Below are 23,059 nucleotides of genomic sequence, written 5' to 3' on the forward strand. Positions count from 1 at the left end.
CGATCACTCCTCCCGATCACGTAGAGCGGCGATTTCGTGATCTGGGTGCAATGTCCCCTCTGGCGCCACTTCCGCCACAACTGCCCCGCGTCCGCACCCCGTTCACTGCTGTTCGGATAACGGAACCCCCTAGGCAGCATCACGGTTAGGCATCCTTTCGCCGACAGGTCTGGCAACAGATCACGCACAGGTTGAACACTCCCTCTCCTAGGGGCTTCGCCTCTTTGTACGACGGACTGATCACGCCGCTACAGCGGCAAGTGCGGGCCGGCTACCGCCGGTTGAGAGGGGTCCTTGCCTGATGACGGCACCACTGCATGAGCCGACCGCCGAGGCGGCCCCCAGCGCGGCCGAAGAGGCGGCGGCAGCGAGTACCGGTACCAAGAAGGTCCAGGGACGTTCGCTGGGCCGGATCGCCTGGGAGCGCCTCAAGCGGGACAAGCTGGCCCTCACCGGCGGTGTCGTCGTGCTGGTCCTCATCCTGGTCGCGGTCTTCGCGCCGCTGATCGCGCACCTGGTGGGCCAGGACCCGGACGCGTACCACGAGGACCTGATCGACCCGCTGTTCGGCACCCCCCGGGGTTCGCTGGGCGGCATGAGCGGCGAGCACCTGCTGGGTGTCGAGCCGGTCAACGGCCGCGACATCTTCGCCCGCATCATCTTCGGTGCCCGCGTCTCGCTCCTGGTCGGCTTCCTGTCCGCCCTGGTCGCGGTCGTCCTCGGTACGGTCCTCGGCATCCTGGCCGGCTTCTTCGGCGGCTGGGTCGACTCGCTGATCAGCCGGGTCATGGACGGTCTGCTGGCCTTCCCGCAGCTGCTCTTCACGATCGCCCTGGTCGCGGTGATGCCCAACCACCTGCTGGGCCTGACCGGTTCGAGCGTCCGGGTCTTCGTGATGATCCTCGTCATCGGCTTCTTCGGATGGCCGTACATCGGACGTGTGGTCCGCGGTCAGACCCTCTCGATGAGGGAGCGCGAGTACGTCGAGGCGGCCCGCTCGCTGGGCGCCGGACGGCTCTACATCCTCTTCAAGGAACTGATGCCCAACCTGGTCGCGCCGATCATCGTCTACACCACGATGATGATCCCGACGAACATCCTGACCGAGGCGGCGCTGAGCTTCCTGGGTGTCGGCGTCAAGCCGCCCACCTCCTCGTGGGGGCAGATGCTCTCGAGCGCGGTCGAGTACTACGAGTCGGACCCGATGTACATGATCGTCCCCGGTGTGTCGATCTTCATCACGGTCCTGGCCTTCAACCTCTTCGGCGACGGCGTGCGGGACGCGCTGGACCCGAAGGCGTCCCGCTGAACTGCCGTACCTCAAACGTCCCGTGGCTGGTACACGGGTCTCTCTCATCAACTCCGGAGGATGCTCGATCGTGACTACCCAACGCACCTCAGGGCGGCGCAAGCAGGCTGTAGCCGCTGCCGCCGCGGTCGCGGCGCTGCTGACCACGGCGGCGTGCGGCGGCGGCTCCGACGACGGCAACGGCGGCTCGAAGAACGGCGCTGCCGGCTACGACGCGGCCAACAACAAGGTCGCCCAGGCCTCTGCCGCCAAGAAGGGCGGCACGCTGAAGTTCGGCAGTGCCCAGGACGCCGACTCGTGGGACACCACGCGTGGCTACTACGGCTTCATGTGGAACTTCTCGCGCTACTACAGCCGCCAGCTCGTCACCAACAAGGCCGAGCCGGGCAAGGCGGGCGCCGAGGTCACTCCCGACCTCGCCACCGGTCTCGCCAAGGTCTCCGACGACGGCAAGACCTACGAGTACACCCTGCGTGACGGCCTGACCTGGGAGGACGGCAAGCCGATCACGTCCCAGGACATCAAGTACGGCATCGAGCGCGTCTGGGCGCAGGACGTCCTGTCCGGCGGCCCGGTGTACCTGAAGGACGTGCTCGACCCCAAGGGCGAGTACAAGGGTCCGTACAAGGACAAGGCCAAGGACAAGCTCGGCCTCAAGGCGATCGAGACGCCGGACGAGAAGACCATCGTCTTCAAGCTCCCGTCCGCCAACTCGGACTTCGAGGAGATGCTCGCGCTGACCTCGGCGTCCCCGGTCCGCCAGGACAAGGACACCAAGGCCAAGTACGGTCTGCACCCGTTCTCCTCGGGCCCGTACAAGTTCCAGTCGTACAGCCCGGGCAAGAACCTGACCCTGGTGCGCAACGACAAGTGGAAGCAGTCCTCGGACCCGATCCGCAAGGCGTACCCGGACAAGATCACGATCCAGTTCTTCTCGGACGCCAACCAGCTCGACCAGCGTCTGCTCAACGGTGACCTGGACCTGGACGCCAACCAGACCGGCATGTCGCCGCAGGGCCGCACCACCGCCCTGAAGCAGCACAAGGGCAACCTGGACAACCCGGTCTCCGGCTACATCCGCTACGCGGCCTTCCCGCAGAGCGTCAAGCCGTTCGACAACATCCACTGCCGCAAGGCCGTCATCATCGGCGCCGACCACGAGTCGCTGCAGACCGCCCGTGGCGGCCCGCTCGCGGGTGGCGACATCGGCACCAACATGCTGCCGCCGTCCGTCGCCGGTGCCGAGGGTCAGAAGTACGACCCGTACAACGCGGCCGGTGCGGACAAGAAGGGCAACGTCGCCAAGGCCAAGGAAGAGCTCAAGGCCTGCGGCAAGCCGAACGGCTTCTCCACCACGATCGCGGTGCGCAACAACAAGCCCGTCGAGGTGGCCACCGCCCAGTCCCTGCAGGCGTCGCTGAAGAAGATCGGTGTCAAGACCGAGATCGACCAGTACGACGGCTCGCAGAGCAGCAGCGTCATCGGCTCGACTTCGAACGTGAAGAAGAAGGGCTACGGCATCATCATCATGGGCTGGGGTCCGGACTTCCCCACCGTCCAGGGCTACGGTCTCCCGCTGTGGGACAGCAAGTACATCCTTCCGAGCGGTAACAACAACTACGCGCTCATCAAGGACAAGTCGATCGACGGCCTCTTCGACAAGTACGTGAAGACGCTCGACGACGCCGAGAAGGCCAAGATCTCCACGGAGATCAACCACAAGGTGATGGAGGGCGGCTACTACCTGCCCTTCGTCTTCGAGAAGTTCATCAACTTCCGCTCTTCTCGCCTGGCGAACGTCTACACGACCGACGGCTACAGCGGTACGTACGACTTCGTCAACCTCGGCCTGAAGTCCGGCAACTGATACCGGCACACCCGCCGAACGGCACGAAAGGCAGGTGAAGGCCGGCGCGGCGGTATCGCGGGCCACTGGACACAATCCGGTGGCCCGCGGTCCGCGGCGGGCCGAGAGCTGTGCTCGCTTATCTCATCAGGCGGTTGTTCGCCGCCGCAGTGATGCTCGTGGTCATCGTCATGGTGGTCTTCTGCATCTTCTTCCTCGTCCCCAAGTGGGCGGGCGCTGACATCGCACTGAACTTCGTGGGCAAGCAGGCCGACCCGGCCGCCATCGAGGGAGTGCGGCAGAAGCTCGGTCTCGGCGACCCGATCTACTCCCAGGTCTGGGAGTTCTTCAAGGGCATCTTCGTCGGCCGCACCTACTCCGGCGGCGGCGACGTCACCGAGTGCGCCGCCCCCTGCTTCGGCTACTCCTTCCGTACCGAGCAGGCCGTCTGGCCGGTCCTCACCGACCGCTTCCCGGTCACCCTGGGCCTGGCGCTCGGCGCGGCCGTCCTGTGGCTGATCTTCGGTCTGGCGGCGGGTGTCCTGTCGGCCCTCAAGCGCGGCAGCCTCTGGGACCGCGGCGCGATGGTCATCGCCCTCGCCGGCGTCTCCCTCCCCATCTACTTCACCGGTCTGCTCAGCCTCGCGATCTTCGCGTTCGGGCTCGACTGGATCGACGCCCAGTACGTCCCCTTCACCGACAGCGTCGGCGGCTACCTGGGCGGCATGATCCTGCCCTGGATCACGCTCGCCTTCCTGTACGCGGCGATGTACGCCCGGATCACCCGCGCCACCATGCTGGAGATCCTCGGCGAGGACTACATCCGCACCGCCCGCGCGAAGGGTCTCAAGGAGCAGGTCGTCATCGGCAAGCACGCCATGCGCTCCACGATGACGCCCATCCTCACCATGCTCGGCATGGACCTCGGCGCCCTGATCGGCGGCGCGATCCTCACCGAGTCGACGTTCAACCTGCCCGGCCTCGGCCGCGCCGTCCTCGACGCCATCCGCACGCAGGACCTGCCCATCATCCTGGGTGTCACCCTGATCACCTCCATGGCGGTACTCCTCGCCAACCTCGTGGTGGACGTCCTGTACGCCGTGATCGACCCCCGAGTGAGGCTCGCATGACCGGAATCAGCAAGAGCGGCGCCGCCGTGAGCGAGCCGGTGAACACCGGCTCGCCGGCGCCCACCTCGTTCCTGGAAGTGCGCGACCTCAAGGTGCACTTCCCGACCGACGACGGCATCGTCAAGTCGGTGGACGGGCTCTCCTTCAAGCTGGAGAAGGGCCGCACCCTCGGCATCGTCGGCGAGTCCGGCTCCGGCAAGTCGGTCACCTCGCTCGGCATCATGGGCCTGCACACCGCCGGTCAGTACGGCAAGCGCAAGGCGCAGATATCCGGCGAGATCTGGCTGGACGGCACCGAGCTGCTGACCGCCGACCCCGACCACGTGCGCAAGCTGCGCGGCCGGGACATGGCGATGATCTTCCAGGACCCGCTGTCCGCGCTGCACCCGTACTACACGATCGGGCAGCAGATCGTGGAGGCGTACCGGATCCACCACGACGTCGACAAGAAGACCGCCAAGCGGCGCGCGGTCGAGATGCTCGACAGGGTGGGCATCCCGCAGCCGGACAAGAGGGTCGACAACTACCCGCACGAGTTCTCCGGCGGTATGCGTCAGCGCGCGATGATCGCGATGTCGCTGGTCAACAACCCCGAGCTGCTCATCGCGGACGAGCCCACCACGGCGCTCGACGTGACGGTCCAGGCGCAGATCCTCGACCTGATCCGCGACCTGCAGAAGGAGTTCGGCTCCGCGGTCATCGTCATCACCCACGACCTGGGCGTCGTCGCCGAACTCGCCGACGACATCCTCGTGATGTACGGCGGCCGCTGCGTCGAGCGCGGTCCCGCGCTGAAGGTCTTCGAGGAGCCGCGGCACCCCTACACCTGGGGTCTGCTCGGCTCGATGCCGCGGCTCGACCGCGACCAGCAGGAGCGCCTGATCCCGGTCAAGGGCTCGCCGCCCTCGCTGATCAACGTCCCGTCCGGCTGCGCCTTCAACCCGCGCTGCCCGTACGCCGACATCCCGAAGGACAACGTCACCCGTACGGTCCGTCCCGAGCTGACCGAGGTCGGCTCCCAGCACTGGGCCGCCTGCCACATGGGCCAGGAGCAGCGGGAGCGTATCTGGACCGAAGAGATTGCGCCGAAGCTGTGACCGAGAACTCCAAGGACGCGGCAGTGAGCATTCCTGCGCAGAGTGATGGCGCCACCACGGTCTTGAACAAGGACGCCGCCCCCGGCGAGGTCCTGCTCAAGGTGACCGGGCTGCAGAAGCACTTCCCGATCCGCAAGGGTCTGCTGCAGCGCCAGGTGGGCGCCGTGCACGCCGTCGACGGCATCGACTTCGAGGTCCGCTCCGGCGAGACGCTGGGCGTCGTGGGCGAGTCCGGCTGCGGCAAGTCGACGATGGGCCGGCTGATCACGCGGCTGCTCGAACCGACCGGCGGCAAGGTCGAGTTCGAGGGCCACGACATCACGCACCTCGGTGTGGGCGGCATGCGTCCGCTCCGCCGTGACGTGCAGATGGTCTTCCAGGACCCGTACTCGTCGCTGAACCCGCGCCACACGATCGGCACGATCGTCGGCGCCCCCTTCAAGCTGCAGGGCGTCAAGCCCGAGGGCGGCGTCAAGAAGGAGGTCCAGCGGCTCCTGGAGGTCGTCGGCCTCAGCCCCGAGCACTACAACCGCTACCCGCACGAGTTCTCCGGCGGTCAGCGCCAGCGCATCGGCATCGCCCGCGCGCTGGCCCTGAACCCGAAGCTCGTCGTCGCGGACGAGCCCGTCTCCGCCCTGGACGTCTCGATCCAGGCGCAGGTCGTCAACCTCCTCGACGACCTGCAGCAGGAGCTCGGCCTCACGTACGTGATCATTGCGCACGACCTCTCGGTCATCCGGCACGTCTCGGACCGGATCGCGGTGATGTACCTCGGCAAGATCGTCGAGATCGCCGACCGCGACGACCTGTACAACACGCCGATGCACCCGTACACCAAGGCGCTGCTGTCCGCCGTGCCGGTGCCCGACCCGAAGCGGCGGGGCGCCAAGAGCGAGCGGATCCTGCTCCGCGGTGACGTGCCCTCGCCGATCTCCCCGCCCAGCGGCTGCCGTTTCCACACGCGCTGCTGGAAGGCGACGGAGATCTGCGCGGTCAAGGAGCCGCCGCTGCTCCAGCTCGGCACCGGGCACCAGGTGGCCTGCCACCACCCGGAGAACGCCGAGGACCAGGCGCCCGAGGACACCAAGCTGCTCGCGGTCGCCAAGGAGGCGATCGACGTGGTGACGGTCCCGGCCCCGGCCGAGCCGGAACCGGAGCCGGAGGCGCCGTCGACTCCGGAGGCGCCTGCCGAGACGCCTGCCGAGCCGACCGAAGAGGCGACCGACGAGGCGCCCGAAGAGGCTTCCGCCGAGGCGGAGTCCGAGGTACCGGAGAAGGCTGCCGAGCCCGAGGCCGAGTCCGAGTCCGAGTCCGAGTCCGACGAGGGTCCGGAGAAGGACGCCGACGCCGAGAAGAAGTAGCGAGAACAACCGGTCCGGGCCGGGGTGGACGCCGTACGCGGCGACCGCCCCGGCCCGTCCCACGGGTACCGGAGGCGATCACTCCGGTGCGACAGGTAAGAATGTCGCGTGATCCAGGAACTGTTCACCCCGTCCGTCCAGCATTGGCTCGACCTCGTCGGCATCTTCGTCTTCGCCATCTCCGGCGCCCTGATGGCCGTCCGCAAGAACTGGGACGTCTTCGGCATCGCCGTACTCGCCGAGGTCACCGCACTGGGCGGCGGACTGTTCCGAGACCTGATCATCGGGGCCGTGCCCCCGGCCGCGTTCACCGACCTGGGCTACTTCATCACCCCGCTGATCGCCGCCGCACTGGTCTTCTTCCTGCACCCCGAGGTGGAGCGCACCCAGACCGCCGTCAACGTCTTCGACGCGGCCGGCCTCGGCCTGTTCTGCGTCACCGGCACGACGAAGGCGTACGACTACGGCCTCGGCCTCACCTCGTCCGCCGCCCTGGGCGTGGCCACCGCCGTCGGCGGCGGTGTGCTGCGCGACATCATCGCCAACGAGGTGCCGTCGCTGGTCCGCTGGGACCGCGACCTGTACGCCGTGCCCGCCATGGTCGGCACGATCATCGTCGTCCTGTGCATCCGCTACGACGCCCTGACCAGTGTCACCAGCGGCATCGCGGTCGTCACCGCGTTCGTGCTGCGCCTGCTCGCCATGCACTACCACTGGCGCGCGCCCCGCGCCTGGAACCGCAGGTCGTCGTCGGCCGAGGTGACCGACGAGGTCGTGTGACGAGGCGGTGTAACGAAGGCTTCACGAATGAAAGCTACCGCTTAGTAAGTTCCTGTTGTACGTTTCCGGGTATGGCAGACGCAGTATCCACGCAGGAGCGCACGGTCCCGGCGCACATCGGTGACAGCGAGTTCGACCGCGACACCGCGGTCACCCGGCGCGAGCCCGGTGTCTACGACATCGACCTCTCCGCCGGCTGGACGATCATCAACGCCGTGAACGGCGGCTATCTCCTCGCGGTGCTCGGCCGCGCCCTCGCGGACGCGCTGCCGCACGCCGACCCGTTCACGGTCTCGGCGCACTACCTGACCGCGTCGACGCCCGGCCCCGCCGTGATCCGCACCGAGACGGTCCGCACCGGCCGCACGCTCTCCACCGGCACGGCCTCCCTCTTCCAGTACGCCGAGGACGGCACCGAGGTCGAGCGCATCCGCGTGCTCGCGTCGTACGGCGACCTCGACGCGCTCCCCGACGACGTGCGCACCACCGCGACCCCGCCCGCGTTCCCGCCGATCGAGCAGTGCTTCGGCGCGGGCGACGCCCCCGAGGGCGCCCCGCCGGTGCCGGGCAGCTCCGCGATCACCGGGCGGCTCGACCTCAAGCTCGACCCGTCCACCCTCGGCTGGGCACTCGGCGCACCCTCCGGCAAGGGCGAGATGCGGGCCTGGTTCGGGCTCGCCGACGGCCGCGACGCGGACCCGCTGTCGCTGCTCCTCGCGGTGGACGCGCTGCCGCCGACCGCCTTCGAGATGGGCCTCAAGGGCTGGGTGCCGACCGTCGAGCTGACCGTGCACGTGCGCACCCGCCCGGCGCCCGGCCCGCTGCGCGTCTCTATCACCACCCGCAACCTCGCGGGCGGTTTCCTGGAGGAGGACGCGGAGGTCTGGGACTCCGCCGACCGTCTGGTGGCCCAGTCCCGCCAACTCGCCCGCGTCCGGCTCGGCTAGGACCTGTCGCGTCAGCCCCGGTTCCGTACGTCCACCGGCTCGCGGCCCAGCCAGGACGCGAGCTCCCCGTAGGGTCCCGAGCCCGCGGGTACGGGGGTGACGTCGGCGAACGGGGCCTGGGGGCCCCGGGGTCCGTCCGGCAGGACCTGCCGGGCGGTGCCGAGCGCGATCGCGGCGAGCTCCGGGTCGAGCGTGCCCGGCCGGCCCAGCGCGTCCCACAGGTCCCAGGAGTGCGTCACCGTCTCCATGACGTACCCGGCGACCGCGGCCCGGCCCGGCACCTTGCCCCACGGCACGGTCACCTGGTCGTCGAGCCGGGCGTCGTCCTGCCAGGCCTTGAGCGCGGACTGCCGCGCGTCCTCGTAGCCGGCCGCGAAGGCCTCGTCCCCGAGCTCGTCGGCGAACGGCTCGACGGCGAGCGCGTCCCCGCCCTCGCCGAGCACGGCGAACCGCCGGGTCGCGCCGATGAGATGGGACACCAGGCGGCGCACGTCGAACTCCGTACAGGGCGTGGGGTCTTCGTACTGTCCGGGCTTCACCTCGGCGACGAGGCGGGCGGCCTGGGCGGTGGCGCGTTCGAAAGCGGGACGGGGGTCCATGGTGATCTCTCCTCGACGGGAACGGCGGGAACGGCGGGAACGGCAGGAATGGCCGGAACCCCAAGACTGGATCCCTTACCTGACAGGTTCCGTCAGCATTTCCGGCCGATCTGCGGGAGGCTGAGGGCGTGAAGTCCGACCGCCTGCTCTCGATCCTCCTGCTGCTCCAGACCCGCGGCCGGGTTCCCGCTCCCGAACTCGCCGAGCGCCTCGAGGTCTCGGTCCGCACCATCTACCGCGACGTCGAGGCGCTTTCCGCGGCCGGAGTGCCCGTGTTCGCCGAGCGCGGCCGGCACGGCGGCATCGCGCTCCTGCCCGGCTACCGCACCGACGTCACCGGGCTGACTGCCGACGAGTCCCGCGCTCTTTTCATCCTCGCCGCCCAGGGTGCCCACAGCGCGCTCGGGCTCGACGCCGCGTTCGGCTCGGCGCTGCGCAAGGTGATGGCGGCGCTGCCCGAACCGCACCGGCCCGCCGCCGAGTTGACCAGCCGCCGCATCCTCGTGGAGTCCTCGCGCTGGATGGGCCCGCCGCACCGCGAGGTCGACGTCAGCGCGCTCCAGGACGCCGTGTTCACCGAGCGCCGCCTGCGGATCCGTTACCGGCACAGCGGCACCGAGACCCTCCGCACCTACACCGTCGACCCCTACGGCCTCGTCTCCAAGGCGGGCGTCTGGTACCTGGTCGCCGACCGCCGGGGCGTGCCCCGCCTCTTCCGCGCCGACCGCATGCGCGAGGCGCGGGTCACGGACGCGCCGGTGCGCCGCCGCAAGGGGGTGGAACTCGCCGACGTCTGGGCTGTGTTGAAGAAGCGGGTCGAGCAGCGGCCCGGAGGACTGGAGGTCGTCGCCCGCGTCCACCGCAGCCGCTACGACCTCTTCCTGCGCATGTGCGCGAGCTCCCTCCTCGACCACCCCGACCCCGCCCCCGACGCCGAGTGGATCACGGTCCGGCTCGCCTACGGGGTCGTGGGCGCGGCGCGCACCCTGCTCCCGTTCGGCACCGCCGTGGAGGTCCTCGAACCGCCGGAGGTGCGGGCCGAACTGGCGCGGTGCGCGGCCGGGATCACGCAGATGTACGCGGCCGAACCGCTGTGACGCCCCACCGCTGTGGCCGGGATCAGGCGCCGTCGAGCCAGTGGCGGCCGCCGAGGGTGATCAGGCGCAGCTGACGCCCGGCCAGATCCGCGGCGCGGGGGAGGTCCTCGGGGGGTGTGGTGAGGAGTTCGGCGGCCGTCTGCATCATGTGGTCCACGTAGAGCCGGGCCAGCATCGACAGGTCGTCCTCGTTCCAGCCGGCCGAGTCCGGCTCCAGGGCCAGCGCGTCGCGCACCTCGTCGACGAACTGCGCGAGCTGCGCGCCGATCGCCTCCCGCACGGGCTGCACCCCGCCGAACCGCTCGCGCGCGAGGAAGCGCACGTGCGCCGGGTACGCGGCGACGTGACCGACGATCAACTCGACGGTCCGCGCGATCCGTTCGTCACTGTCCCAGGTCGCCGTCAGCTGGTCGCGGATCATCGCGTGCAGGCTGCCGAGCGCCTCCTCGACCAGGGCGACGCCGAGATCGGCCGTGCTGTCGAAGTGCCGGTAGAACGCGGTCGGGGCCACGCCCACCGCGCGCGTGACCTCGCGCAGGCCCAGGCTGCTCAGGCTCTGGTCCGCCAGCAGTTCGAGCGCCGCGTCGAGCAGCGCCTGCCGTGTCTTCTGCTTCTGGGCCTGCCGGATGCCGAGGGTGTGACTCATGTCATCCAGTTAACAACTGTTCTCCGTAATTGGAAACCCGGCGGGAGAGTTAGACTCAAGAGTCAGTGAACAGTTGTAACCCAAACCTGGGATCAACACTCGAGATCCACACCGAGAGGTTCTCCATGCTGTTCCTCGTAGCGGCCCTCCTGCTCCTGGGCTTCGCCCTCGGCACCGTGGCCCACGCCCCGCTGTCCTTCACCCTGGTCGCCGCCTCCGTGATCGCCGTCTGGCTGATCGTCTTCGCGGTCCGCGAGCGCCACACCCGCCGCCGTCACCAGGCCTGACACCCGTCCATCCATCAGGGGGTACCGAAATGCAGCTCACCGCAGACAAGAAGTCCGACGCCGAGGTCACCGAAGTCACCGAGGCCGGTGACGTCGCCGAGGTCGCCGAGGTCACGGAGTCGGCCGAGCGCGGTCAGGACGCCGACGGCATGGCCGTCGCCTCGTTCGTCCTGGGCCTCGTCGGCCTGCTGGTCCTCAACATCTTCCTCGGCCCGATCGCCATCGTCCTCGCCGGACTCGCCCTGATCCGCGGCACCGCACGCCGCGGCCGCGCCCTCCTCGGCCTCGGACTGGGCATCGCCGATCTCGTCGTCCTCGCGTCCTTCATCGCCGCCGACGGCACCCTGTCCTGGAGCATCGCGGGCTGACCCCGAGCCCCCGGACAGGGCCCCGCGTGGGACGGGACCCCACGCGGCTCCCGAGGTCCGGCCGCGGACTCGTAGAATCGTGGCCACCATGGCTTACCTCGACCACGCCGCGACCACTCCGATGCTTCCGGAGGCCGTCGAGGTGATGACCGCCCAGCTCGCCGTCACCGGCAACGCCTCGTCCCTGCATGCCGCCGGACGCCGCGCCCGGCGCACCGTCGAGGAGTCCCGCGAGTCCCTCGCCGCCTCCCTCGGCGCCCGCCCCAGCGAAGTCGTCTTCACCTCCGGCGGAACCGAGGCCGACAACCTCGCCGTCAAGGGCCTGTACTGGGCGCGCCGCGCCGCCGACCCGGCCCGCACCCGCGTCCTCGCCAGCCCCGTCGAGCACCACGCCGTCCTCGACGCCGTGCACTGGCTCGCCGAGCACGAGGGCGCCACCGTCGAGTACCTCCCCGTCGACTCCCACGGCCGCGTCCACGCCGCCGCGCTGCGCGAGGCCATCGCGCGCAACCCGGACGACGTCGCCCTCGCCACCGTCATGTGGGCCAACAACGAGATCGGCACCGTCCAGCCCGTCCACGAACTCGCCGACGTCGCCCGCGAGTTCGCCATCCCGCTGCACGCCGACGCCGTCCAGGCCTTCGGCCAGCTCCCCGTCGACTTCGCCGCCTCAGGGCTCGCCGCCATGACCGTCTCCGGACACAAGGTCGGCGGTCCCTACGGCATCGGCGCACTGCTCCTCGGCCGCGAGTACGCCCCCGTCCCCGTACTGCACGGCGGCGGGCAGGAGCGGCACGTGCGCTCCGGCACCCTCGACGTGCCGGCCGTCGCCGCGTTCGCCACCGCCGGGCGGATCGCCGCCGAGCGGCGCGACTGGTTCGCCCGCGAGATCGGCGGCCTGCGCGACGCCCTCGTCGACGCCGTCCACGCCGCCGTCCCCGAGGCGATCCTCGGCGGCGACCCGGCCCCCGGCGGCCGGCTCCCCGCCAACGCGCACTTCACCTTCCCCGGCTGCGAGGGCGACTCGCTGCTGCTGCTCCTGGACGCGCAGGGCATCGAGTGCTCGACCGGCTCCGCCTGCACCGCCGGCGTCGCCCAGCCCAGCCACGTGCTCCTCGCCACCGGCACCGACCCGGACCTCGCCCGCGGCACCCTCCGCTTCTCCCTCGGCCACACCTCGACGGCGGCGGACGTGGACGCCGTGGCGAAGGCGATCGGCCCGGCGGTGGAGCGCGCCCGCACAGCGGGCCTGAGCTGATCCGCTCCGCGGGGCGGAGGCCTGAGCTTGATCCGCTCCGCGGGGCGGCGGGTGGTCCGGGTGGGCCCGATCCGGAACAGTGCTGCCCGGCTGCCCGGATGTCGGCTCCCCCCGCTCAGGCCTTCGCCGCGCCCGCCCGCTCGTGGGCCGCGCGCACCAGCCGCATGTACCGCTTCCAGTCCCAGTGCGGGCCCGGGTCCGTGTGGTCCGTGCCCGGCACCTCGACATGCCCGACGATGTGCTCCCGGTCCACGGGTATCCCGTACCGCCGGCATATCCCCGCGGTCAGCCGCGCCGAGGCCTCGTACATCGCGTCCGTGAAGTCCTGCGGGCGGTCCACGAAGCCCTCGTGCTCGATGCCGACACTGCGCTGGTTGTAGTCCCTGTTCCCCGCGTGGAAGGCGACGTCCAGCTCGCGGATCATCTGCGCGATGTGCCCGTCCTTGCGCACCACGTAGTGCGCGGCCGCGCCGTGCCACGGATCCTTGAACACTCTCAGCGTGCCCTGGTAGCTGCCCTGCGTGACATGGATGACGACACGGTCGATCGTGTAGTCGGCCGGGCGGTCCGCCCGCCGCCAGTTCGCCGCGGCCGCCGCCACCCACTCCGCGCCCTTGAAGTCCACCTCGCCGGGCTTGCGGGGCTTGTCGACCCCGGGGACCTGCCACCACATCCGCGCGAGATCACCCCGCGCGAGCAGCCCCACGCCCACCGCCGTCGCCGCGCCCCCGACGATCAGCGCACGCCTGCTGACGATCCGGTCCCCGTCCCGGCCCTTCGCCCTGCCCGAACCCCGCTCGCCCACGCGACACCACCCCCGTTCTTCCCCGTACGAGATCCACAACGGATCTCCGGGGCATTCGGTTCCCACGGGCCCGTACCCTGTTAGGGCTATGACTTCGCAGACGCCGCAGCCCCCCGCCCCCGAGAAGGACCGCCCCCTCCGCGTGCTCGCCGCCATGTCGGGCGGCGTGGACTCCGCCGTCGCCGCGGCCCGCGCCGCCGAGGCGGGCCACGACGTGACGGGCGTCCACCTCGCCCTCTCCGCGAACCCGCAGTCGTTCCGCACCGGAGCCCGCGGCTGCTGCACCATCGAGGACTCCCGCGACGCGCGCCGCGCCGCGGACGTCATCGGCATCCCCTTCTACGTGTGGGACCTCGCCGAGCGCTTCCGCGAGGACGTCGTCGAGGACTTCATCGCCGAGTACGAGGCGGGCCGCACGCCGAACCCGTGCCTGCGCTGCAACGAGAAGATCAAGTTCGCCGCGCTGCTCGACAAGGCGCTGGCCCTCGGCTTCGACGCGGTCTGCACCGGGCACTACGCGAAGGTCCTGGTCGGCGCCGACGGCACGCGCGAGCTGCACCGAGCCTCCGACATGGCCAAGGACCAGTCCTACGTGCTCGGCGTCCTGGACGACCGCCAGCTCGCCCACGCGCTGTTCCCGCTCGGCGACACGGTCACCACCAAGGAGGAGATCCGTGCGGAGGCGGAGCGGCGTGACCTCGCGGTCGCCAAGAAGCCCGACTCCCACGACATCTGCTTCATCGCCGACGGCGACACCCAGGGCTTCCTGGCCTCCCGGCTCGGCAAGGCCGAGGGCGACATCGTCGACGAGGCCGGCACCAAGCTCGGCACCCACGAGGGCGCCTTCGGCTACACCATCGGCCAGCGCAAGGGCCTGCGGATCGGTACCCCGGCCCCCGACGGCAAGCCGCGCTACGTCCTGGACATCTCCCCGGTGACGAACACGGTGACGGTCGGCCCCGCCGCCTCCCTCGACGTCACGTCCCTGACCGCCGTCCGCCCCCGCTGGTGCGGAGCCGCCCCGGCCGGCCCCGGCACGTACACGGCCCAACTGCGCGCCCACGGCGGCGAGACCGAGGTCACGGCGGAACTCCTCGCCGACGAACTCCACGTCCGCTTCACGACCCCCGTCCGCGGCGTCGCCCCCGGCCAGGCGATCGTCCTGTACGACGGCACGCGCGTGGTGGGTTCGGCGACGATCGCGACGACGGAGCGGGTCGCGGCGGAGGTGTGAGTTCCGCCGCGCCCTCGGCTACCGGCGACCCCGGCCGAACCACAGGCTGTGCACGCCGTAGACGGCACAGCCGACGGCGAGGGCGGTCACGGCGATGAAAGGCAGAGAGATTCTCCCGAACTTGATCATGGACGTGGTCGCGTTCAGCATGACGAACGCTGTCCCGACCTGAATGGTGACAGCCCGTTGGTGAGTCCTGCTCGCGCGGGGCTCGTCAGGGTATTGCAGTTTCATCCGGCGCTCCATTTCTTCGATTTCTCCGAGGTCATACGAGTTCGTTGTCGTAGCTGCTGCCGACGACCGGAAATCGCCTGAGGTCATCGCAGAGGGTTGTGGCCATTCCCATCGCGCCGAGAGTCGCGGTGAGGACGAGGAGCACGGATTCGTAGCGGTCGACCATGTTTTCGTACGTCTTCACCATCGCGGCCACTCGCTCGGCTGCGACGGCCGCGCCGACGAACGAGCCGAGAATTCCGACGCCGGACACGGCGACAGCCGCGGAGGCCGCGGCGGCGATGGCGGCTTCTACCGCCTCGTCGCAGAGCATCGCGACGGCGCCCTTCACGAAATCGGCGAAGGAGAAGACGATCTCGGCGATGCCGACATAGCGGTCGCGCAGGTCGTGAAAGGTGTCCCGGGCGGTGTCGAGCTTCGCGGCGGTCCGTTCGAAGTACTTCCACGCCGCGTCAGCCGCATTGCCTCTCCAGGAGAGGCCGAGCACTTTATTCCCGTGCCGTAGATTCTCGGCCGCGTCCGCGCACAGGTTGCCCAGGCAGTTCCACGCGTCGGCGCAGTCGGCGTACTCCTGCCAGTCCCCGGCGAGCCAGTTGGCGACGGTGCCGAGGACGTCGAATTCGAAGGCGTACTTCAACCCTTCGTTGGCCAGCGAGGAAATGCTCCCCAGGTCGAGCAGCGAGCCCACGCCCTTGTTGACCGGTGCGAAGGCGAACTCGCGGGCGTGCCCTTGGAACCAGCCGTCGGCGCCACCGCTCGCGACGAGCCGGCCCGAGGCGTCCCGTACGTCAGCGAAATCAGTCGTGCCCTCAGGTCGCTGCCGCACGATCGACCTGGCCGCCCCCGCGCTGGGATACGTGGCGTCGAGCGCGCGGGCCCGCCCCAGGTCCACGGTCCGGTACCACGACGCCGATTTCCGCAGCTCTTTCTCGGACCCGCGCAGGATCACCCCGAACCGGCTCAGGACGTCGGTGGCCTGTCGCACTTTCTCCGCGTGGTCTCCGCTCACCAGATTCCAGGCTTCCCCCGAAACGGAGAATCCGATGCTCGTGCTCTTGTCCAGATAGGTCAGCCCGTTTCCGCAGTCCTCCCCGGCACGCCGGACGAGACGCGCATAGGAATGAAGGTCGTCGGCCTCGACGGCGAGTGTCATGTGGTGGCTTCCTCGGGTGCATGTGCGGAGGGGTGGGCAGAAGTGGGGAAATTCCTCAGGTCGTCCGCCATGAACTGCGTCAGGGATCCGCCGGTGCCTACGGCGGTGGCCACCTCGACCAGCACGTTCTCGTAGTGGTTCACGAGTTCTCGGTACTCGGCGATCGCCGATTCCGTCGGGCGGGAGCAGATGTCCGCGACGGCGCTCCGCACCAGTGCGGCGAAGGCGAACACCGTCTCCGTGATGCCCGCGTAGTGCTCGCGCAGGGAGTGGAACGTGTCGCCGGCCGACTCCAGCGTGGTCGCCAGGCGCTCGAAGTGCCGCCACGCTGCATCGGCCGCGTTGCCCCGCCATGTCAGCCCGAGCACGTCGTTGCCGTGCCGGATGTTCTTGGCGGCCGCGTCGCAGAAGTTCCCGAGGCAGTCCCAGGCGTCGGCGCAGGCCAGGTAGCCGCGCCAGTCGCCGGTCAGCCAGTGCGCGACCGTGCCGAGCACATCCATGTCGAACGGTGTGCGCACGGCCCGGCCGGCGGGCAGGAACCCGGACTCTCGCCGATGCGGAGGGAACGGCGAGGGCTCGAGGTGGGCGGTGGCGTCGCACACGTCCTGAAAGGTCGTGTTCCCGCTGGGGTGTTGGCGGGGCAGCGAGCGACGGTGCGCCCCTGGATACGCGGCGTCGAGCTCCTGAGCCTCCCTCAGGGCGACGGACCGGTACCACCGGGCCGTCTCGTCCAGCTCGCGGTGCGAGGCGTCCAGGAGCGCACCGAAGCGCGTGAGGGAGTCCCTGGCCGCACGCACCTGTCGCGTGTGGTCGTCGTGGGCCAGGCCCCACGTCGTGGCTGTCGCGGCACAGTCGACGGAGGTGTGCCGGGCGAGAAAGGTCAGCGCGGACCCGAAGCCCTGGGCCGCGCGGTGGATCAGGGTCGTGAATCCGGTCAGGTCGATGGGATCGACGGCGAGCGTCATGTGGGGGGTCTCCGGGTCCGGAACGAGCGGGCGTGCGGGCGGTGGCGATCAGCGGGCGAGGCGGGAGGCGTGTTCCTCGCGCATGCGATCCCGCTCGCGTTCCGTCTCCAACTCGCCCTCGCGGGCCAGCACATGACGCTCGGAGTCCGACATGGCGGCCCAGCGGCGCCGGAACTCCCCGGCGCGGTCGATCGTGGCCTCGGCGTACGCGGAGACGCGGGACGCCTCCCGCAGGCCCACCCGGCCCGCGAGCACCTCCCGGGCCATCTCCTCCAGGACGGGGCCGCCGTCGCCCCGCCGGAACGACTCCAGGGCCCGGCGTAACAGGCGTCGCCGGACGGGATCGTCGCTCAGGTCCATGGACGCGACACGGTCGAGCTGGGGCACACGGCCTCCTCGGTGCGATGGGTGCATCAGGGAGCGCCGGAGCGTAACGGACCGTACGAGATCATTAACGGTCCGGAGCGGCGTGAGGGTGATCTTGCCGAGCGGGCGCGTCGGCTCGAGATCGTGTGTGCCGGGCGGCCGGGCAAAACGTTGTCCCGGAAGGGGCGGTGGGGGAGTGGCTGCCGGGAGGGTGCGCGGTGCAGGGGGCGTGCGCCGCGCTCAGGTACGGGCGGTGGCTTCCACCGCCGCGGTGACCGGAGCGCGGCGCGTTGACGGCGTCGGGTTGACGCGGAGCGGTCGGATCAGGCGAGTTCGGTCGCGTAGAAGCACAAGTGGTCCTTGATGGCGGCCACTTCGGGCTTCGGGTCCGGGTACGACCAGACCAGGTCGGCGGCGTCGGGGAGCGACCAGTAGGAGGCCGTTCCCTTGAAGGGGCAGTACGTCGTCGTGTCGGAGGGCGTCAGGAGGTCCGTGCGGACGTCCTCACGGGGGAGGTAGTAGCGGACGGGACAGCCGGTCTCGCGCAGCACCACAGGGCGGCTGCTCTCGGCGAGCACCTGCCCTTCGTGGACGACGCGAACGTGCTCGGAGCCCTGCTGCACCGTGATGGCGTGCCCGGTGCGCTCGTTGTGCCCTGGGGTTTCTGACGTCATACAGGGTGCAGCGTCAGGTCCCCGGCGCTTTCTTCCCGCCTACGCGCCCGCCCGCGCGTGGGCCGTACGGTGGATGGCATGAACATCTGTGTCTTCCTCTCCGCCGCCGACCTCGACGACCGCTACACCCGCCCCGCCCGCGAATTCGCCGAGCTGCTCGGCAAGGGGGGCCACACCCTGGTGTGGGGCGGTTCCGAGAGCGGGCTCATGAAGGTCGTCGCCGACGGGGTCGCGGAGGCCGGAGGACGGCTCGTGGGGGTGTCCGTCGACTTCCTCGCCGCCAAGGCACGCGCCGTCACCGCGCCCGACGAGATGGTGATCGCCAAGGACCTCGCCGAGCGCAAGGCGCTCCTCCTGGAGAAGTCCGACGCCGTCGTCGTCATGGTGGGCGGCACCGGCACCCTCGACGAGGCCACCGAGATCCTCGAGCTGAAGAAGCACGGGAAGACGGACAAGCCGGTCGTGCTGCTCAACTCGGCGGGCTTCTACGACGGGCTCAAGCAGCAGTTCCGCCGCATGGAGGACGAGGGCTTCCTGCCGATCCCGCTCACCGACCTGGTGTTCTTCGCCGAGGAGCCCGTCGGCGCGCTCGCCTACCTGGAGGAGTCCCGCGGCATCGAGTAGTGCGAGCATGGCGGGCATGGCAACTCATGTGATCACCGGCGCCGGTTCCGGCATCGGCGCCGCCGTCGCCCGCCGCCTCCACGCGCGCGGGGACGAGCTCTACCTCCACGCGCGCGACGCGGGCCGCGCCAAGGAACTCGCCGCCGAGTTCCCCGGCGCCCGGACCCTGGTGGGCGACCTCTCCGACCCCGGCAAGCTGTCCTGGGCGTTCTCCCACCAGACGCTGCCCGACCGCGTCGACTCGCTGCTGCACATCGCCGGCGTCGTCGACCTCGGCAAGGTCGGCGAACTCACCCCCAAGGCCTGGCACCACCAGCTCAACGTGAACCTGATCGCGCCGGCCGAGCTGACCCGCCACTTCCTGCCCCAACTCCGCCTCGCCCAGGGCCACGTGCTCTTCGTGAACTCCGGCGCGGGCCTGAACGCCCACGCCGAATGGTCCGCGTACGCCGCCTCCAAGCACGGCCTGAAGGCCCTCGCCGACTCGCTGCGCCACGAGGAGCACGCGAACGGGGTGCGCGTCACCTCCGTCTACCCGGGCCGCACCGCCAGCCCCATGCAGGCGAAGGTGCACCAGCAGGAGGGCAAGGAGTACGACGCCTCCCGCTGGATCGACCCCGAGTCCGTCGCGACGACGATCGTCATGGCCCTCGATCTGCCGCACGACGCGGAGGTCAACGACCTGACGGTGCGCCCGGGCCGCTGACCGCCACGCGCGCGTTACGTACGCTTCCGGGGTGAGCAACGAGAGCCAGTTCCCCTACGGAGGCGCCACCGGCGTCGGGTCCCTGCCCGGCGGCGACGCCCGCGAGGCCGCCAAGACCGTCACCGGCACCTTCGAGGACTTCCCGTACCTCGCCGAGCTGCCCGCCCGCGGACCCGGCGCCGACATGATCGGCCGCACCGCGGGCCTGCTCGTGGACCTCTACGCGCGCGTGGAGCCCAGCGGCTGGCGCATCGGGGACCGGCCGGGACGGGACACCAAGCGCGCCCGGTCCTGGCTCGGCGAGGACCTCGACGCCCTGGAGGAGTTCACCCAGGGCTACGAGGGCCCCCTCAAGGTCCAGGCCGTCGGCCCCTGGACGCTCGCCGCCGCCCTGGAGCTGAGGAACGGCGAGGCCGCGCTCTCCGACCCCGGAGCCTGCCGCGACCTCGCCGGCTCCCTCGCCGAAGGACTCCGCGCCCACCTCGCCGACGTGCGACGGCGCGTCCCCGGCGCCCGCGTCGTGCTCCAGCTCGACGAGCCGTCCCTCATCGCCGTGCTGCGCGGACAGATCAAGACGGCCAGCGAGTACCGCACCCACCGCGCCGTCGACCGCCAGCTCGTCGAGTCCACCCTGCGCGAGGTCATGGCGGTCCAGGCCGGCGAGCCCGTGATCGTGCACTCCTGCGCGCCCGACGTGCCCTTCGCCCTGCTGCGCCGGGCCGGCGCCGACGCGATCTCCTTCGACTTCTCCCTGCTCACCCAGCGTGACGACGACACCCTCGGCGAGGCCGTCGAGGGCGGGACCAGGCTGTTCGCCGGTGTCGTGCCCGGCGTGGACGGCCCGTTGTCGGACCCTGCCGGTAGCGTCATGGGTGTCAGGACGCTGTGGCGCAGGCTGGGGCTGAATCCGGGGTCGCTCGCGGAGTCGGTCGTGGTCACGCCGTCGTGCGGCCTCGCGGGCGCCTCGCCCGCGTACGCCCGGGCGGTGCAGGCCCACTGCGTCCGGGCGGCGAAGTCGCTCGCGGACAACCCAGAGTGACCAGAGTGAGCGCGTACGCAGGCTGACGGGAGGACGAGACGGTGGCAGCCGGAGCAGACGGACAGGCAGGACAGGCGGGGCAGGACGGCGCGGGCGAGCGGGTCGACCGGATCGCGGGCGGGGGCGCCGTCCCCGCCGCGGCACGGGAGGAGCACGCCCGGCTGGCGGAGCAGGTCGAGGAGCACCGCTTCCGGTACTACGTGAAGGACGCGCCCGTCGTGTCCGACGCGGAGTTCGACCGGCTGCTGCGCGCCCTGGAGGCGCTGGAGGGGGAGCACCCCGAGCTGCGCACCCCGGACTCGCCGACCCAGAAGGTCGCGGGGGACTACGCGACGGAGTTCACGTCCGTGGAGCACCGCGAGCGGATGCTCTCGCTGGACAACGCGTTCGACGACGAGGAGCTCGCCGCCTGGGCGGAGCGCGTCGCCAGGGACGCCGGCACGACCGACTACCACCTGCTGTGCGAGCTGAAGATCGACGGCCTCGCGGTCAACCTGACGTACGAGGACGGCCGGCTGACCCGCGCCGCCACCCGGGGCGACGGCCGCGTCGGCGAGGACATCACGCCGAACGTCCGCACGATCGCCGAGATCCCCGACCGCCTCCGGGGCGACCGCGTGCCCGCCCTCGTGGAGGTCCGCGGCGAGGTCTTCTTCCCCATGGAGGAGTTCGAGGGGCTCAACGCCCGGCTGATCGAGGCCGGCGACAAGCCCTTCGCCAACCCGCGCAACGCGGCGGCGGGCTCCCTGCGCCAGAAGGACCCCCGCGTCACCGCCTCCCGCCCGCTGCACATGGTCGTCCACGGCATCGGCGCCCGCGAGGGCTTCGACATCGACCGCCTCTCGCACGCCTACGAGCTGCTGCGCGAGTGGGGCCTGCCCACGACCTCGCACAGCAGGGTCGTCGACGACCTCGACGGCGTCCGCAAGTACATCGCGCACTACGGGGAGAACCGCCACTCCGTGGAGCACGAGATCGACGGCGTCGTCGTCAAGCTCGACGAGATCCCCCTCCAGGGCCGCCTCGGCTCCACCGCCCGCGCCCCGCGCTGGGCCATCGCCTGGAAGTTCCCGCCCGAAGAGGTCAACACCAAGCTGGTCAACATCCGGGTGGGCGTCGGCCGCACCGGCCGCGTCACCCCGTACGCCCAGGTCGAGCCGGTCACCGTGGCCGGCTCCGAGGTCGAGTTCGCGACGCTGCACAACCAGGAGATCGTCAAGAAGAAGGGGGTGCTCATCGGCGACACGGTCGTCATCCGCAAGGCCGGCGACGTGATCCCCGAGATCCTCGGCCCGGTCGTCGACCTGCGCGACGGCACCGAGCACGCCTTCGTGATGCCCGCCGAGTGCCCCGCCTGCGGCACCCCGCTGCGGCCCATGAAGGAGGGCGACATCGACCTCCGCTGTCCGAACGCCCGCACCTGCCCGGCCCAGCTGCGCGAGCGCCTCTTCTACCTCGCGGGCCGCCAGTGCCTCGACATCGAGAACTTCGGCTACGTGGCGGCGGCCGCGCTCACCGCACCGCTGGAGCCCGAGCAGCCGCCCCTGACCGACGAGGGCGACCTCTTCGACCTCACCATGGAGCAGCTGCTGCCCATCAGGGCGTACGTCCTCGACCAGGACAGCGGACTGCCCAAGCGCGACCCGAAGACCGGCGAGGACAAGATCGCCGACGTGTTCGCCACCAAGTCGGGCGAGCCGAAGAAGAACGCGGTCTCGATGCTGGAGCACATCGCCGCCGCCAAGGACCGGCCGCTGGCCCGGATCATCAACGGCCTGTCGATCCGGCACGTCGGCCCCGTCGCCGCCGCCGCGCTCGCCCGCGAGTTCCGCTCCCTCGACCGCATCGATCAGGCCACGGAGGAGGAACTCGCCGCGACCGACGGCGTGGGCGGCATCATCGCCGCCTCCGTGAAGCAGTGGTTCGCCGAGGACTGGCACCGCGAGATCCTGCGCAAATGGCGCGCGGCCGGCGTCCGCACGGAGGACGAAGGCGCAGGTGAGGACGAGGGCCCGCGCCCGCTGGAGGGCCTGACCGTCGTCGTCACCGGCACCCTCCAGAACTACACGCGCGACGGTGCCAAGGAGGCCCTGCAGAGCAGAGGCGCCAAGGTGACCGGCTCGGTGTCCAAGAAGACGTCGTTCGTGGTCGTCGGTGACAACCCGGGGTCCAAGTACGACAAGGCCATGCAGGTGAAGGTCCCGGTCCTGGACGAGGACGGGTTCGTCGTCCTGCTGGAGCAGGGACCCGAAGCCGCCGCCGACGTGGCACTTCCCGCCGAACAACCGACCGAGGAGTAGCGGTTGAAGGCCACCCGTTCGGCGCATATCAGATGCATACGGGTGGCCGGGTCGCATTCGGGCAACCGTGCTCGGGCGCGTCCGACTGGTGCCCGTGGAAGCCTTCCGCGGCCTACTGTTGAGGGGTGCGCCTGCCGTGTCCTGCCACGGACGGGGCGTGTCCTGCTCGCCGGAACTCATCGGGAGTCAGGGGGAACGGGCAGCGGACCTGGGCACCGCCGGCTGTGAGAGGGA

At 70.5% G+C, this 23,059-nt stretch carries 23 protein-coding genes; 16 read left to right on the forward strand and 7 right to left on the reverse strand.

Translation table 11 applies throughout. From position 1 onward, the window contains the following. Positions 1-301: 301 nt before the first annotated feature. The 7 genes from ACIBTU_RS33220 to ACIBTU_RS33250 all read left to right on the forward strand — a co-directional run bounded on the left by ACIBTU_RS33220 (position 302) and on the right by ACIBTU_RS33250 (position 8,470). Positions 302-1,309, forward strand: a complete 1,008-nt coding sequence (locus tag ACIBTU_RS33220; protein ID WP_399130388.1) for an ABC transporter permease — start codon at positions 302-304, stop codon at positions 1,307-1,309. A gap of 70 nt (positions 1,310-1,379) precedes the next feature. After that, positions 1,380-3,176 (forward strand): ABC transporter substrate-binding protein, encoded by a 1,797-nt coding sequence (locus ACIBTU_RS33225; protein ID WP_399130389.1) that lies wholly within the window; start codon positions 1,380-1,382, stop codon positions 3,174-3,176. Between the two features lie 110 nt (positions 3,177-3,286). Further along, a complete protein-coding gene (locus tag ACIBTU_RS33230; protein ID WP_399130390.1) occupies positions 3,287-4,285 on the forward strand; it encodes an ABC transporter permease in 999 nt (332 codons plus the stop codon). After that, on the forward strand, positions 4,282-5,382 hold the full coding sequence (locus ACIBTU_RS33235; RefSeq protein ID WP_399130391.1) for an ABC transporter ATP-binding protein: 1,101 nt from the start codon (positions 4,282-4,284) through the stop codon (positions 5,380-5,382). Before ACIBTU_RS33230 ends, ACIBTU_RS33235 begins: the two co-directional genes overlap by 4 nt. A gap of 23 nt (positions 5,383-5,405) precedes the next feature. Continuing rightward, positions 5,406-6,743: an ABC transporter ATP-binding protein gene (locus ACIBTU_RS33240; RefSeq protein ID WP_399130392.1), complete on the forward strand. Its 1,338-nt coding sequence runs from the start codon at positions 5,406-5,408 to the stop codon at positions 6,741-6,743. A gap of 108 nt (positions 6,744-6,851) precedes the next feature. Next, positions 6,852-7,523: a trimeric intracellular cation channel family protein gene (locus tag ACIBTU_RS33245; RefSeq protein ID WP_399130393.1), complete on the forward strand. Its 672-nt coding sequence runs from the start codon at positions 6,852-6,854 to the stop codon at positions 7,521-7,523. A 71-nt stretch (positions 7,524-7,594) separates the two neighbouring features. Then, the gene (locus ACIBTU_RS33250) at positions 7,595-8,470 is read left to right on the forward strand and encodes a thioesterase family protein (protein ID WP_399130394.1); all 876 of its coding nucleotides are present in this window, start codon (positions 7,595-7,597) and stop codon (positions 8,468-8,470) included. Positions 8,471-8,481: 11 nt separating this feature from the next. On the opposite strand, the gene ACIBTU_RS33255 is transcribed toward ACIBTU_RS33250, so the two are convergent. Continuing rightward, entirely contained in the window at positions 8,482-9,069 is a 588-nt protein-coding gene (locus tag ACIBTU_RS33255; protein ID WP_399130395.1) for a TIGR03086 family metal-binding protein, read from the reverse strand. A gap of 128 nt (positions 9,070-9,197) precedes the next feature. On the opposite strand from ACIBTU_RS33255, the gene ACIBTU_RS33260 reads away from it, so the two are divergent. Continuing rightward, positions 9,198-10,166: a helix-turn-helix transcriptional regulator gene (locus ACIBTU_RS33260; RefSeq protein ID WP_399130396.1), complete on the forward strand. Its 969-nt coding sequence runs from the start codon at positions 9,198-9,200 to the stop codon at positions 10,164-10,166. 22 nt (positions 10,167-10,188) lie between these two features. On the opposite strand, the gene ACIBTU_RS33265 is transcribed toward ACIBTU_RS33260, so the two are convergent. Continuing rightward, a complete protein-coding gene (locus ACIBTU_RS33265; protein ID WP_399130397.1) occupies positions 10,189-10,812 on the reverse strand; it encodes a TetR family transcriptional regulator in 624 nt (207 codons plus the stop codon). A 125-nt stretch (positions 10,813-10,937) separates the two neighbouring features. On the opposite strand from ACIBTU_RS33265, the gene ACIBTU_RS33270 reads away from it, so the two are divergent. The 3 genes from ACIBTU_RS33270 to ACIBTU_RS33280 all read left to right on the forward strand — a co-directional run bounded on the left by ACIBTU_RS33270 (position 10,938) and on the right by ACIBTU_RS33280 (position 12,725). Next, positions 10,938-11,099: a hypothetical protein gene (locus ACIBTU_RS33270; RefSeq protein ID WP_399130398.1), complete on the forward strand. Its 162-nt coding sequence runs from the start codon at positions 10,938-10,940 to the stop codon at positions 11,097-11,099. A gap of 29 nt (positions 11,100-11,128) precedes the next feature. Continuing rightward, positions 11,129-11,467: a DUF4190 domain-containing protein gene (locus ACIBTU_RS33275; RefSeq protein WP_399130399.1), complete on the forward strand. Its 339-nt coding sequence runs from the start codon at positions 11,129-11,131 to the stop codon at positions 11,465-11,467. Between the two features lie 88 nt (positions 11,468-11,555). Continuing rightward, positions 11,556-12,725 (forward strand): cysteine desulfurase family protein, encoded by a 1,170-nt coding sequence (locus ACIBTU_RS33280; RefSeq protein ID WP_399130400.1) that lies wholly within the window; start codon positions 11,556-11,558, stop codon positions 12,723-12,725. A gap of 115 nt (positions 12,726-12,840) precedes the next feature. Here ACIBTU_RS33280 and ACIBTU_RS33285 read toward each other — a convergent pair whose 3' ends face one another. After that, positions 12,841-13,530 carry an N-acetylmuramoyl-L-alanine amidase gene (locus tag ACIBTU_RS33285; RefSeq protein WP_399130401.1) on the reverse strand — a complete coding sequence of 230 codons (690 nt, stop codon included), beginning with the start codon at positions 13,528-13,530 and terminating at the stop codon, positions 12,841-12,843. A gap of 88 nt (positions 13,531-13,618) precedes the next feature. Between ACIBTU_RS33285 and mnmA the strand changes: the two genes are divergently transcribed. After that, a complete protein-coding gene (gene mnmA, locus ACIBTU_RS33290; RefSeq protein WP_399130402.1) occupies positions 13,619-14,764 on the forward strand; it encodes a tRNA 2-thiouridine(34) synthase MnmA in 1,146 nt (381 codons plus the stop codon). 265 nt (positions 14,765-15,029) lie between these two features. On the opposite strand, the gene ACIBTU_RS33295 is transcribed toward mnmA, so the two are convergent. From ACIBTU_RS33295 to ACIBTU_RS33310, 4 genes are all read right to left on the reverse strand, one after another. Then, complete coding sequence (locus ACIBTU_RS33295; protein WP_399130403.1) at positions 15,030-16,151, reverse strand: hypothetical protein; 1,122 nt, start codon at positions 16,149-16,151, stop codon at positions 15,030-15,032. Continuing rightward, on the reverse strand, positions 16,148-17,116 hold the full coding sequence (locus tag ACIBTU_RS33300; protein WP_399130404.1) for a hypothetical protein: 969 nt from the start codon (positions 17,114-17,116) through the stop codon (positions 16,148-16,150). Before ACIBTU_RS33300 ends, ACIBTU_RS33295 begins: the two co-directional genes overlap by 4 nt. Positions 17,117-17,164: 48 nt before the next feature. Further along, complete coding sequence (locus tag ACIBTU_RS33305) at positions 17,165-17,503, reverse strand: hypothetical protein (protein ID WP_399130405.1); 339 nt, start codon at positions 17,501-17,503, stop codon at positions 17,165-17,167. 302 nt (positions 17,504-17,805) lie between these two features. Beyond that, positions 17,806-18,156 (reverse strand): DUF427 domain-containing protein, encoded by a 351-nt coding sequence (locus ACIBTU_RS33310; RefSeq protein ID WP_399130406.1) that lies wholly within the window; start codon positions 18,154-18,156, stop codon positions 17,806-17,808. A 78-nt stretch (positions 18,157-18,234) separates the two neighbouring features. Between ACIBTU_RS33310 and ACIBTU_RS33315 the strand changes: the two genes are divergently transcribed. The 4 genes from ACIBTU_RS33315 (at position 18,235) to ligA (ending at position 22,825) form a co-directional block, all read left to right on the forward strand. Continuing rightward, positions 18,235-18,780, forward strand: a complete 546-nt coding sequence (locus ACIBTU_RS33315; protein ID WP_399130407.1) for a TIGR00730 family Rossman fold protein — start codon at positions 18,235-18,237, stop codon at positions 18,778-18,780. Between the two features lie 7 nt (positions 18,781-18,787). Further along, positions 18,788-19,486, forward strand: a complete 699-nt coding sequence (locus ACIBTU_RS33320) for an SDR family oxidoreductase (protein ID WP_399130408.1) — start codon at positions 18,788-18,790, stop codon at positions 19,484-19,486. A gap of 31 nt (positions 19,487-19,517) precedes the next feature. Continuing rightward, the gene (locus ACIBTU_RS33325) at positions 19,518-20,525 is read left to right on the forward strand and encodes a methionine synthase (protein ID WP_399130409.1); all 1,008 of its coding nucleotides are present in this window, start codon (positions 19,518-19,520) and stop codon (positions 20,523-20,525) included. Positions 20,526-20,635: 110 nt separating this feature from the next. Then, positions 20,636-22,825, forward strand: a complete 2,190-nt coding sequence (gene ligA, locus ACIBTU_RS33330; protein ID WP_399130472.1) for an NAD-dependent DNA ligase LigA — start codon at positions 20,636-20,638, stop codon at positions 22,823-22,825. Positions 22,826-23,059: the final 234 nt, after the last annotated feature.

Source organism: Streptomyces sp. NPDC050145 (genome assembly GCF_044460245.1).
Taxonomy (GTDB): Bacteria; Actinomycetota; Actinomycetes; order Streptomycetales; family Streptomycetaceae; genus Streptomyces.